The sequence below is a fragment of the Sulfuriflexus mobilis genome, from assembly GCF_003967195.1.
GTDB lineage: Bacteria > Pseudomonadota > Gammaproteobacteria > AKS1 > AKS1 > Sulfuriflexus > Sulfuriflexus mobilis.
In genome coordinates, this window is sequence record NZ_AP018725.1 from 776964 (window position 1) to 789341 (window position 12378).

General features: G+C 56.8%; 15 protein-coding genes and 1 tRNA gene. All 16 read left to right on the plus strand.

Annotated features, from left to right (window positions below):
* The first annotated feature begins 671 nt into the window (after positions 1–671).
* The 16 genes from nudB to EL386_RS04085 all read left to right on the plus strand — a co-directional run bounded on the left by nudB (position 672) and on the right by EL386_RS04085 (position 12322).
* On the plus strand, positions 672–1103 hold the full coding sequence (gene nudB, locus EL386_RS04010) for a dihydroneopterin triphosphate diphosphatase (protein WP_126453662.1): 432 nt from the start codon (positions 672–674) through the stop codon (positions 1101–1103).
* A gap of 155 nt (positions 1104–1258) precedes the next feature.
* On the plus strand, positions 1259–2002 hold the full coding sequence (locus EL386_RS04015) for a YebC/PmpR family DNA-binding transcriptional regulator (RefSeq protein WP_126453664.1): 744 nt from the start codon (positions 1259–1261) through the stop codon (positions 2000–2002).
* Between the two features lie 45 nt (positions 2003–2047).
* Complete coding sequence (ruvC, locus tag EL386_RS04020) at positions 2048–2566, plus strand: crossover junction endodeoxyribonuclease RuvC (RefSeq protein WP_126453665.1); 519 nt, start codon at positions 2048–2050, stop codon at positions 2564–2566.
* Positions 2563–3171 carry a Holliday junction branch migration protein RuvA gene (gene ruvA / locus EL386_RS04025; protein WP_126453667.1) on the plus strand — a complete coding sequence of 203 codons (609 nt, stop codon included), beginning with the start codon at positions 2563–2565 and terminating at the stop codon, positions 3169–3171. Before ruvC ends, ruvA begins: the two co-directional genes overlap by 4 nt.
* Before the next feature lie 11 nt (positions 3172–3182).
* Entirely contained in the window at positions 3183–4232 is a 1050-nt protein-coding gene (ruvB, locus tag EL386_RS04030) for a Holliday junction branch migration DNA helicase RuvB (RefSeq protein WP_126453669.1), read from the plus strand.
* Between the two features lie 50 nt (positions 4233–4282).
* The gene (ybgC, locus tag EL386_RS04035; protein WP_126453671.1) at positions 4283–4687 is read left to right on the plus strand and encodes a tol-pal system-associated acyl-CoA thioesterase; all 405 of its coding nucleotides are present in this window, start codon (positions 4283–4285) and stop codon (positions 4685–4687) included.
* A complete protein-coding gene (gene tolQ / locus EL386_RS04040) occupies positions 4684–5358 on the plus strand; it encodes a protein TolQ (protein WP_126453673.1) in 675 nt (224 codons plus the stop codon). Before ybgC ends, tolQ begins: the two co-directional genes overlap by 4 nt.
* The gene (gene tolR, locus EL386_RS04045) at positions 5358–5777 is read left to right on the plus strand and encodes a protein TolR (RefSeq protein ID WP_126453675.1); all 420 of its coding nucleotides are present in this window, start codon (positions 5358–5360) and stop codon (positions 5775–5777) included. Before tolQ ends, tolR begins: the two co-directional genes overlap by 1 nt.
* 8 nt (positions 5778–5785) lie before the next feature.
* Positions 5786–6715, plus strand: coding sequence for a cell envelope integrity protein TolA (gene tolA, locus EL386_RS04050; protein ID WP_126453677.1), 930 nt, complete (start codon positions 5786–5788; stop codon positions 6713–6715).
* Positions 6712–8037 (plus strand): Tol-Pal system beta propeller repeat protein TolB, encoded by a 1326-nt coding sequence (gene tolB / locus EL386_RS04055; protein WP_126453679.1) that lies wholly within the window; start codon positions 6712–6714, stop codon positions 8035–8037. Before tolA ends, tolB begins: the two co-directional genes overlap by 4 nt.
* Positions 8038–8057: 20 nt before the next feature.
* Positions 8058–8609, plus strand: coding sequence for a peptidoglycan-associated lipoprotein Pal (gene pal, locus EL386_RS04060; protein ID WP_126453681.1), 552 nt, complete (start codon positions 8058–8060; stop codon positions 8607–8609).
* Between the two features lie 6 nt (positions 8610–8615).
* Positions 8616–9377, plus strand: coding sequence for a tol-pal system protein YbgF (ybgF, locus tag EL386_RS04065; protein WP_126453683.1), 762 nt, complete (start codon positions 8616–8618; stop codon positions 9375–9377).
* Positions 9378–9411: 34 nt separating this feature from the next.
* Positions 9412–10053 carry a 7-carboxy-7-deazaguanine synthase QueE gene (queE, locus tag EL386_RS04070; RefSeq protein WP_126453685.1) on the plus strand — a complete coding sequence of 214 codons (642 nt, stop codon included), beginning with the start codon at positions 9412–9414 and terminating at the stop codon, positions 10051–10053.
* Positions 10054–10073: 20 nt separating this feature from the next.
* On the plus strand, positions 10074–10763 hold the full coding sequence (gene queC, locus EL386_RS04075) for a 7-cyano-7-deazaguanine synthase QueC (RefSeq protein WP_126453687.1): 690 nt from the start codon (positions 10074–10076) through the stop codon (positions 10761–10763).
* Between the two features lie 163 nt (positions 10764–10926).
* Positions 10927–12189, plus strand: a complete 1263-nt coding sequence (locus tag EL386_RS04080; RefSeq protein ID WP_126453689.1) for a YeeE/YedE family protein — start codon at positions 10927–10929, stop codon at positions 12187–12189.
* 57 nt (positions 12190–12246) lie between these two features.
* Positions 12247–12322, plus strand: a tRNA-Lys gene (locus EL386_RS04085).
* Positions 12323–12378: the final 56 nt, after the last annotated feature.

Genomic DNA, 12378 nt, shown 5'->3' on the forward strand with positions numbered 1-12378 from the left:
GTAGTTAAACGACTTATTATGTTTTTTTATTAAGTATTTTATTCGCCCAGTCATTATGAACTATGATTGAGTTACCGAAGCCGGCAGAAACAAGAAGGTCTCTATAGTCAGTTTTGCCCCGTTCAATAGCTTTATTTAACTTTTTAATTAAAGTTTTTGCTATTGTTAAGATTGCTAAGCAAAAACGTTCATATGTTTCTAGGTGCGATTCTTTTGAAAAAACTCCGATAGATATTCACAGTAATCTTGGAGTTGGGCAACGACTGATGCACTTTCATTTGGAAAATATTTCACTGCTATTGCTTTCAATTTATCGCTGACTAATTCATTTCTTTTTAAACATAACAGATGATAATACGGCTCCGAATAACATTAACAGCATTCACTTATATAGCCCCGTTAATTAATATTAATCAAAAGTTTATGGACTAATTACATGAATAGCAAATCAGGTCCCCGAAATGCAGAATGCAAAGAAATATAGAGTCATAAATGTCTGCTTCGGGTCGACTCCAGCCTATCATTATATGTAGTCCAGCGTCCCTTTTCAGTGGTGCCCGGCTTTGTAATGGGTGATTATGGCTAGTCGAAACTGGGCTTGCACGCTGAGACTATCTATCCATTCATATCTACACTACGATTATCCATCATTTCATAACCATCAATCAGCCATGTCTTATAAACGTCCTGAATCTGTCCTCGTCGTGATCTATACCCGGGATGCCCAGGTGCTCATGCTCGAGCGTGCCGCGCCGCGCGGCTTTTGGCAGTCGGTGACCGGCAGCCTGCGCGAGGGGGAGTCGGCCCTGGCAGCGGCCCGGCGTGAACTCGAGGAGGAGACGGGTCTGGTCGGCGAGCCCGTCGAGACCGGTCTGACAAATACTTTCTTGATCGCCCCGGCCTGGCGTGCCCGTTATGCCCCGGCGGTGACACATAACCATGAGACCGTGTTTGCCCTGCAACTGGATAGTGCCCGCGAGGTGCGACTGAACCCGGACGAGCACGTGGCACAGCGCTGGTTGTCGCGCGAGCAGGCCGCGGCGCAGGCCAGTTCGTCGAGCAACCGTGAGGCGATCCTGGCCCTCGTGCCGGACCGGCTGTAGGCTGACCAATACGGCCATCCCTGGCTTTCCTGACAAAGACTGCAAAAACAAACAGATAGTCCCGATTCCGGGTGTATTGTGCGGTGACGACGAGGATCGTTAAATGGTACACTCACGTGAATTTTATGGTTGTTGTTTCAGAAAGGTAGCAAGGCATGGCTGGACATAGTAAGTGGGCGAATATCAAGCACCGCAAGGCGGCGCAGGACGCCAAGCGTGGCAAGATTTTTACCAAGCATATCCGTGAGTTAACCGTGGCCGCGAAGATGGGTGGGGCCGACCCGGATGCCAACCCACGCCTGCGTACGGCGATTGATAAGGCCCTCGGTGTCAACATGACCCGGGATACCGTCGAGCGCGCCATCAAGCGCGGTGCCGGTGCCGGTGAGGGTGAGAATTACGATGAGGTGCGCTACGAGGGCTACGGTACCAACGGTGTCGCCATCATGGTCGACTGCCTGACCGACAACATCAACCGTACCGTTTCCGAGGTGCGTCACGCCTTTACCAAGGCCGGTGGCAATCTGGGCACCGACGGTTCGGTGTCTTACCTGTTCAGCAAGCAGGGTATCCTCAGTTATCCGGCCGGTGCTGATGAAGACGCGATTATGGAGGCCGCCCTGGAGGCGGGCGCCGAAGATGTCACCACCCATGACGACGGCAGTATCGATGTGCTGACCACGCCGGAGACATTCATGGCAGTGAAAGAGGCCATGCTCGCGGCCGGGCATGAGCCGGAGAATGCCGAGGTCACCATGCAGCCGTCGATGACAGTGGACCTTAATCTGGAAGATGCCGAGAAGGTCTTGCGTCTGGTCGATGCCCTGGAAGACCTCGACGATGTGCAAAATGTGTATTCAAACGCCGATGTCTCCGATGAGATCATGGCGCAACTTTAAGTTTCACGACGAAGGGCCAACACGGAGGAAGTGATCGTCAAGAGCATGGTACGCATACTGGGTATCGACCCGGGTTCACGTCTGACCGGTTACGGTGTCATTGACGTGGAGGGTAACCACAGCCGCTATGTGACCAGCGGTTGTATCCGCATCACTGGTGATGACTGGGGTCAGCGCCTGGGCATCATCTTCGAAAGCCTGAATACCCTGATCAGCGAGCATGCCCCCGACGAGTTTGCCGTTGAGCAGGTCTTTATGCACCGCAATGCCGATTCGGCGTTGAAACTCGGTCAGGCCCGCGGCGCGGCGATCTGTGCCGGTGTCAGCCGCGCGTTGACGCTTTCTGAATACTCCCCGCGTGCCATTAAACAGGCCATTGCCGGCAAGGGCGGGGCGAGCAAGGAGCAAGTGCAACATATGGTCCGCGTGTTATTAAACCTGAATGCCACGCCGCAGGAAGATGCGGCCGATGCCCTGGCTGTGGCCCTGTGTCATGCACACACCTGCCAGACCCTGCAGAAGATCCCCGGTGCCAAGGGTGCCGGCGGCGGGAGATTTCGATGATTGGACGCCTGAGCGGGCAGTTACTCGTGCGCCATCCCCCACAACTTCTGATCGACGTTAACGGTATCGGCTACGAGGTCGAGGCGCCGATGTCGACGTTTTACTCCCTTCCCGAGGTCGGTGCTAAAGTGACCCTGCATACCCACCTGGTGGTGCGCGAGGATGCGCAGACCCTGTTTGGTTTTGCCACCGAGAATGAGCGTGCCATGTTCAGGGCCTTGATCAAGGTGAATGGTGTCGGTGCCCGGCTGGCACTGACCATCCTCTCCGGTATCAGTGCCGATGACTTTATCCGCTGTATCATGGACAGCGATGCTGCGGCCCTGACGCGCCTGCCGGGGGTGGGTAAGAAGACCGCCGAACGCCTGATCGTCGAGATGAAAGATGTGTTGAAGAAATGGCAGGCCGAAGGAGGCGAGGGCGTAAGCACCTCACCGGTTTCTGCCCTGGTGAAACCCAACGATGCCGTCGCCGATGCCGTCAGCGCCCTGATCGCCCTGGGTTACAAGCCACCCGAGGCAAGCCGCATGGTGCGCGGCATTCAGACCAAAGACCTGAGCAGTGAAGAGATAATTCGCCTCGCCCTGCAGACTGCGGCGAAATAAGGGTATGAAAGATGATTGAAACGGATCGATTGGTACAGGCCCAGGGCAGCGCCGAGGACGTGGCGATTGATAATGCCATCCGCCCCGCGAAGCTGGCCGATTACGTCGGTCAGTTGGCCGTGTGTGAGCAGATGGAGATCTTTATTCATGCGGCGAAAAAACGCGGCGAGGCCCTCGACCACGTGTTGCTGTTTGGTCCGCCCGGCCTCGGCAAGACCACGCTGGCGCACATTATCGCCAACGAGATGGGTGTGAACATGCGCCAGACCTCGGGACCGGTGCTGGAGCGCCCCGGTGACCTGGTGGCCCTGCTCACCAACCTCGAACCGCACGATGTCCTGTTCGTCGACGAGATCCACCGCCTCGGTGCCGTGGTCGAAGAAATACTTTACCCGGCGATGGAAGATCGCCAGATCGATATTATGATCGGTGAGGGCCCGGCCGCACGCTCCATCAAACTCGACCTGCCGCCGTTCACGCTGGTTGGCGCGACCACGCGTGCGGGCCTGTTGACGTCGCCACTGCGGGATCGCTTCGGCATTGTGCAACGCCTGGAGTTTTATAACACCGCAGAACTTTGCCGTATCGTTACACGCAGTGCGGATATCCTCAATGTCGATATGGACGAGGGCGGGGCGCGGGAGATCGCCTGCCGTTCCCGTGGCACACCGCGGATTGCGAATCGCCTGTTGCGCCGCGTGCGTGACTATGCCGAGGTCAAGGCCGATGGCCATATTTCAGCCGAGGTGGCGGATAAGGCCATGGACATGCTCAGTGTCGACAGCAACGGTTTTGACATGATGGACCGTAAACTATTACTGGCAATCATTAATAACTTCGACGGTGGCCCGGTCGGCGTCGATAACCTCGCCGCGGCGATTGGCGAAGAACGCGGCACCATCGAGGACGTACTCGAGCCTTTTCTTATCCAGCAGGGCTTTATTATGCGTACGCCGCGCGGGCGCATGGCGACGCGCAATGCCTATGAGCACTTTGGCCTGCAAGCCCTTGCCAAGGCCGATGCGACACAACTGGACATGGGCATCGATGATCAGGAATAAAGCGGAATTATTTGACCTGCCTCAGGTCGATATGGGGAAGTGAAAGAACTGTGACTGAATTCCTGTGGCCGATACGCGTTTACTACGAAGATACCGATAGTGGTGGCGTGGTCTATTACGCCAATTACCTCAAGTTCATGGAGCGTGCACGTACCGAGATGTTGCGGCATAAAGGTTTTGAACAGGATCGCCTGCGCGACGAGGCGAATATTCTCTTCGTCGTGCGCTCGGTGGAAATGGACCTGTTACAGCCGGCCCGTTTTAATGAACAACTGCAGGTAAAGACCCGTATTGCAGAATCGACACGAACCAGTATTACATTTGAACAACATATTTATCGGCATGGTGAAGAAAAACCCGTGTGCAGTGGTCGTATCCGCGTGGTCTGCATTGATGCGCAACGCTGGTGGCCGGTGGTCATTCCGGAAGAAATTTTACAGGAGATCGAGGCGTGAATGCTGATCTGAGTCTTTATCACATGCTGGCAGGTGCCAGCCCGGTCGTGCAACTGGTGATGCTGTTATTGCTGCTGACCTCGATAGTGTCGTGGAGCATGATTCTGCGCAAGGCACGGGACATGAAAAAGGCGAGCCGTGCCGCTGATGAATTCGAGGCGCGTTTCTGGTCGGGCAAAAAACTCAGCGAGTTGTATGAACAGCTGGGCACCGGACGACGCAGTCCGACCGGGATGTCGGCCATTTTCGAGGCGGGTTTTCGTGAATATGTGCGCCTGCGCAAGAAAAATAACAGCGACCCGCAGTTTGTCCTCGCCGGGGCGCAGCGTTCCATGCGTGTCGCCCTGATGCGCGAGATCGATGTCGTTGAGGCGAATCTGTCATTTCTTGCCACGGTCGGTTCCACCAGCCCCTACGTGGGCCTGTTCGGTACCGTCTGGGGCATCATGAATTCCTTCCGCGCCCTCGGCAACGTCCAGCAGGCTACCCTCGCGAGTGTTGCGCCGGGGATCGCCGAGGCCCTGATCGCCACGGCCATGGGCCTGTTTGCGGCGATCCCGGCGGTAATTGCCTATAACCGTTACTCGCACGAGGTGGAACGGCTCGAGTCTCGCTACGAGACCTTTATGGAAGAATTTTCCACCATCCTGCAACGCCAGGCGCACGACTAATGGCCAGACGGCAACGCAAAAAACCCATGAGCGAGATCAACGTCGTTCCTTATATTGACGTGATGCTGGTGTTGCTGGTGATCTTTATGGTTACCACGCCATTGTTGACGCAGGGTGTCGCCGTTGACTTACCACAAGCCAGTTCGAACCCTGTAGAAAGCAAGAATCTTGAACCATTGATCGTTACCGTTGATGTCGAGGGCAATTATTACGTGAGTATCGGCGATGATCAGGACAAGCCGATTGACCATGCAGACCTCGTAACGCGTGTTGCTGCGGTGATGCAGTACAAGCCGGGCACGCCGGTGCTGGTACGTGGTGATGAAAATGTCAATTACGGCAAGGTCGTGGTGGCGATGTCGCTGATTCAAAAGGCCGGTGCGCCGAATGTCGGTCTGCTGACCGAGTCACCGCGTTAAGGCCGACGATGTTAAAGGTATTACGAAATAACCTGGTGCCGGTGCTGATTGCGATCGGTGTGCATGTGGTGTTGATCGTTATGTTATTTATCAGTTTTGACTGGTCGTCAAAGCCGGCCTTGGTGCAGGACCAGCCTAACGTAGTCAAGGCCACAGTGGTGGATGCCGGCAAGGTCAAGGCCGAGCTGGACAAACTCAGGCGTGCCGAGGAGAAAAAGCAAACACAGGAACAGGCACGTATCGACAAGCTCAGGCGGGAAGAGCGCGAGACCAAACAGCGCCGTGCGGCCGAGGAAAGGCGCATCGCCGAGCTGAAGGAGAAACGCGCCACCGAGGAAAAATACCGCCAGCAGGAGCAACAGCGCCTGACGAAGATAAAACAGGAACAGGCCGCGTTGGAGAAAAAGCGTGAGGCCGAACAACAGCGTCTGACTGAACTTGAGCAGCAACGTAAAGTCGAACAGGAAAGACAGCGGCAGGCCGAGGCGAAGAGGAAAGCGGCCGAGGCCAAGCGCAAGGCGGCAGAGGACGAGCGCAAGGCCATCGAGGCCAAGCGCCAGGCCGCTGAGATTAAACGGCGTGCGGATGAACGCAAGCAACAGCTGGCCGAACAGCTGGCGGCAGAAGAACAGGCCAATGCCGAGGCAGTCAGTCAGAATGAGATTAATAAGTACCAGGCCCTGATCAGGCAGAAGGTGACGCGCAACTGGTTAAAACCGGCGGGCGCAGACAAGGGCCTGGCCTGTACCGTGAGGGTGCATGTTATCCCGGGTGGTGAGGTTGTCGGCGTGACGATCATCAAGGGCAGCGGTAACGCGGTCTTTGATCGCAGTGTCGAGAGTGCGGTGCGCAAGGCCTCGCCATTGCCCTTACCAAGTGACCCGGCCGTGGCCGCACGTATGCGCGAAATTGATTTTGAATTTATACCGGAGGCATGATGAAGTTAAGGCGTTTGTTTAGTGTTGTGTGTGGCAGTTTCTGGCTATTACTGGCCATGCCAGGCCAGGCGGCATTAACGATTCAGATCACCGAAGGGGTCGAAGGCGCCTTGCCGATCGCGGTCGTGCCGTTCGATAACCGGTCATTAAAATCGCCCTTGCCGTATAACCTGAGCGCAATCATTGCCGCCGACCTCGCAGGCAGCGGCCGCTTTGCACCCATGCCGGAGAAGGACCTGATCGCCCGCCCGCATGACGGCAGCGGGGTACGTTTTGCCGACTGGCGCCTGTTAAATATGGAAAGCCTGGTGGTCGGGCGCCTGCGCGAACTGGGAGGGGCACGCTACGAGGTGCAGTTCCAGTTGTTCGATGTCTTCAAGGGTGCACAGCTGGCGGGATACAGCATTGCCTTTGCCGCCGACGATGTCCGCAGCACCGCGCACCGCATTAGTGACCTGATTTATGAAAAGCTGACCGGGCAGCGTGGCGCCTTTAGCACGCGTATTGCCTATGTCACCGCGCTGAGGGCGGCGGATAAGAGCCGGGAATATCGTCTCAGTATCGCCGATGCCGATGGTTTTGATGAGCAGGTCATTCTCGATTCGAAACAACCCCTGATGTCGCCGGCATGGTCGCCGGACGGGCAAAAGCTGGCATATGTCAGTTTTGAATCGGGACGCCCTGAGATATATATCCAGGAGGTATTCAGTGGTCAGCGTCAGTCAGTCACAAAATTCCCCGGCCTGAATAATGCCCCGGTATGGTCACCCGATGGGCGTTACCTGGCGATGACCTTGTCGAAGACCGGTAACCCCGAGGTGCACGTGTATAACCTGCAAACCGGTGCATTGACGCAAATTACCCATCACCCGGGAATTGATACCGAGCCGAACTGGTCACCGGATGGCCGTAAGCTCGTATTCACCTCGGACCGTGGCGGACGACCGCAGCTGTATACAGTGAACATGAACGGTGCCAGCAAGGGTGGCCGTCCACAGCGTGTTACCTTTGAAGGGGATTACAATGCCCGTGGTGTGTTCTCCCCGGATGGCCGTCGCCTGGCAATGGTACATGGTGAAGGCAGCCAGTTCCGCATCGCGATACTGGAGCTGGACAATGGCAGCTTGCAGGTACTGACAGATTCACGCCTGGATGAATCGCCGAGTTTTGCGCCTAACGGCAGCATGATCATCTATGCCACCGAGAATCAGAACCGTGGTGTGTTGGCGGCCGTGTCTGTTGATGGCCGTGTACACCAGCGATTGGAACTGCAACAAGGCGACGTGCGGGAACCCGCCTGGTCGCCATTCAATAACAAATAGTCTTAAACAAGGAGTCAAACATGAAACGTCTAAGCAAAATATCGGTATTACTCTTGCCGGTGATGCTGTTCACCGGTTGTGAAAGCCTCGGTCTTCAGGAGGGCGATGATGTCGCCGTCGAAGATCGTGGCACCATTGCCGAGGGTGCCGAGGGCGCGCAAGCGGGTGCCCAGGCGCGTGGTGCCCAGGCAGACCGCGACTTTCAGGGACACCCGCTGGATGACCCGAACAGCCTCATTTCGCAGCGTGTGATCTATTTTGATTTTGACAGCACCTCGATCCGGCAGGCTGACCGCGCCGTGATCCAGGCGCATGCCGAATACCTGGCCGGCCATGGCAACGCCTCGGTCAGCCTCGAGGGGCATGCCGATGAGCGTGGCAGCCGTGAGTACAATATTGCCCTGGGTGAGCGACGTGCCAAGTCCGTACGTCAGCTGCTATTATTCCAGGGGGCGGCAACCGGGCAGCTGGAAACGGTGAGTTTTGGTGAGGAACGCCCGCTGGCCGATGGCCACGATGAGTCGGCCTGGCAGCAGAATCGCCGCGTCGAAATTCAATACAAGACACGATAAAAGACTATGACACAGCATCGATATTCACGTGCGGGCCTATTGGCAGCCCTGCTTTGTAGTGCGGGCCTGCTGCTTGCGACCCCGGTTCACGCTGATGAAAGCCTGGAAAAACGCGTTGAGCGAATGGAAAAATTGCTGGAGAGCCAGGGGCTGGTAGACCTGTATCTGCGCCTTGAGGCCCTGCAGCAGGAGGTACAGCAATTGCGCGGTGACGTCGAGCAGCAGGGTTTTGCCGTAAATGGCATCAAGCAGCGTCAGCGCGACCTGTATCTGGACATTGATCGCCGGCTCGGCCAGCTGGAGACGGGGCGTGCACCGTCTGCTACGGCCCCGGCACCTGCCACGAGCCCGGCACCGCGCGCGGCGGCGGCCGGTAATCCGGCGGCTGAAGAGAGCGCCTACCGCGAGGCCTTCGGTCTGCTGAAAGAAGGGCGCTACAAACCGGCGCAGAGTCGTTTTGCCGACTTTGTGGTCAAGTACCCGGCCAGCGTCTATGCCGATAATGCCCAGTACTGGATTGGTGAGGTGAATTACGTCACCCGTGCCTTTGAGCAGGCGATCGTTGAGTTCAACAAGGTGCTGAATAACTACCCCAACAGCCAGAAGCAGGCCGATGCGCTGCTGAAGATTGGTTATTGTTACTATGAGCTGAAAGACTTTGCCAAGGCGCGCGAGAGCCTGCAGGCCGTGGAGAGTCGTTTCCCCGACTCGACGGCTGCCCGCCTGGCCTCGACACGTCTGCAACAGTTGAAGACGGAAGGACAGTAAACCGGCGGTGCCGTGATGGCACCGTTTCCCCGCCATGAGTCGTCTGCGCATCACTGAAATCTTTTATTCCCTGCAAGGGGAGGCGCGTAGTGTTGGCTGGCCCACCGTGTTTGTACGCCTGACCGGTTGTCCCTTGCGTTGTAGTTACTGTGACACCACCTACGCCTTCCAGGGGGGGGAGTGGATGGAACTCGACGAGATCCTTGCGCAGGTGGCCGGCCACGATTGTCGGCATGTCTGTGTCACCGGTGGTGAACCGCTGGCACAAAAGGCCTGCCCGGAACTGTTGACGGCATTGTGTAATGCCGGTTACGAGGTCTCGCTGGAGACCAGTGGTGCCCTCGACATCAGTCCGGTGGATGCGCGGGTGAGTCGGGTCATGGATCTGAAGACACCATCGTCCGGTGAGTGCGAGAAAAACGACTATGCCAATATCGGACATTTGCAGCAGCAGGATCAGGTCAAATTCGTGATCGCAGACCGTAACGACTACGAGTGGTCTTGTGCGCAGTTACGGGAGCACGCGTTGCCATCTCGCTGCGAGGTATTGTTTTCACCCGTGCAGGGCGAGCTCGAGCCACGCCAACTGGCCGACTGGATTCTTGCCGACCATCTACCCGTGAGGATGCAGGTGCAGATGCACAAGCTACTCTGGGGCGATGTGCCTGGACATTGATGAATGTGGATTGATGATTGATGGATAAACAGGCTAAAAAAAGAGCCGTTGTGCTGGTCTCCGGTGGGCTGGATTCGGCGACGACGCTCGCTATCGCCCGGGCGGAGGGTTATGCCTGTTTTGCGCTGAGTTTTGATTATGGTCAGCGCCACATTGCCGAGCTGGCCGCCGCGGAGCGGGTGACGGAGGCGATCGGGGTCGCCGAGCACAAGCGTATTCACCTGGACCTGGGGGCGATAGGGGGCTCGGCGCTGACCGAGGCCTGCATCGCGGTACCGAAGGCCGGCGTGCAGCCGGATACCATCCCGGTGACCTATGTGCCGGCGCGCAACACCGTGTTTCTGTCCCTGGCCCTGGGCTGGGCCGAGGTGCTTGGTGCACGGGATATCTTCATTGGTGTCAATGCCGTGGATTATTCCGGCTATCCGGATTGCCGGCCGGCGTTCATCCATGCCTTTGAGCAGGTCGCCAACCTCGCGACCAAGGCCGGGGTGGAGGGCGGCCATTTTCATATCCATACGCCGCTGATTGACCTCTCCAAGGCCGCCATCATTCGCCGGGGCACCGCGCTGGGCGTGAACTATGCCCAGACCATCTCTTGCTACGATGCCGATATCAAGGGCCGGGCCTGTGGCGAATGCGACTCCTGCCGTCTGCGTCGGGAGGGCTTTGCCGACGCCGGTATCCCGGACCCCACGATATACCGTTAACTTTATGTAATTGCTGGTAAAAACGCGCAGAATGTGACATGCGGCAAGGTTCAAGGTACAATGCCTGCCACTTCGCGGCTGTCGGTCGTCGGCTCTATTGCGATGGTGCTGTTTTTACACGATTTACTAGATAATTACCCAAGTCTTAAGAGGGGAACGGAATATGTTGTTTGAAGATTTCGCATCGGCCCAGTCGGCGCTATTATGGAGCACCTTTGTCATCGCCTTGATCATGGGCGCGGTCGTTAACAAGACCAATTTCTGCACCATGGGTGCGGTGTCCGATATCGTCAATATCGGTGACAATGGCCGTATGCGCGCCTGGTTGTTCGCCGTCGCCGTCGCCATGATCGGTGTGGCCATTTTTGAAGCCACGGGTATGGCCAGCGTTGATGCCAGCTTTCCCCCCTACCGCAGCAGCACGCTGATTTGGGCCGAGAACCTGCTCGGCGGGATCATGTTCGGCGTCGGTATGACCTTTGGTAGTGGCTGCGGTAACAAGACCCTGGTGCGTATCGGTGGCGGCAACATCAAGTCCGTCTTTGTCCTGCTCGTGATCGGCGTGATCGCTTATTTCATGGTTAACCCGTTCCCGGGGACCGATATCACCCTGATGTCAGCCCTGTTTTATGACTGGATTCGTCCCCTGGCCATCAATTTGACTGGCCCGCAGGATCTGGGCTCCCTTATCGGTGGTGAGAATGCCGCGCAGATGCGCACCTGGCTGGGCCTGGGTCTGGGTCTGCTACTGGCCATCTATGCCTTCCGGTCTACCGAGTTCCGTAAGAGCTTTGACAACATCCTCGCCGGAGTGGTCGTCGGTGGTGCGATTCTGGCCGCCTGGTATCTGACAGCAAACATGGCGGTAACACTGGATGGTGAGACCCATTCCCTGCGTGCCATCGTCGAAAACTGGAGCTTCGTAACAGATGACGCGCCGGGCAAACCTGCCGCCGCCGCGCCCTGGAGCACGCAGTCTTTCACCTTTATTAACCCGATGGGGCAGACCCTTGGTTATACGGCCTCGGGCTTCAATTACGGCCTGCTGACCTTCGGTGTCATGGCGCTGCTGGGTGTGATTTCTGGTTCCTTCCTCTGGGCGGTCGTCAGTAAGGGTTTTCGTATCGAGTGGTTCGCAAACTTCAAGGATTTCCTCATGCATCTGCTCGGCGGCGTACTGATGGGCTTTGGTGGCGTCCTGGCCGTGGGCTGTACCATCGGTCAGGCTGTTACCGGCACCTCGACACTGGCCGTAGGCTCCATGATCGCCTTTGCCGGTATCGTCTTCGGTAGCGCCATGACCATGAAGATCCAGTATTACAAGCTGGTTTATGAAGAAGAGGCCAGCTTCGCCAAGGCCTTGATCTCATCACTGTGTGACCTGCGTATGTTGCCAAACGGCCTGCGTAAGCTGGACGCGGTTTAACACCGCCTCCGGGCTTGTTATTCCGACAGAGTCGGGTATCATGCCGTTTCCTTTTTTGGGCCGTTAGCTCAGTTGGTAGAGCACCGGACTTTTAATCCGATGGTCGCGCGTTCGAATCGCGCACGGCCCACCATCAAATCAAAGGCTTACCTATTACGGGTAAGCCTTTTTTTAATCTGATAGTCGGTA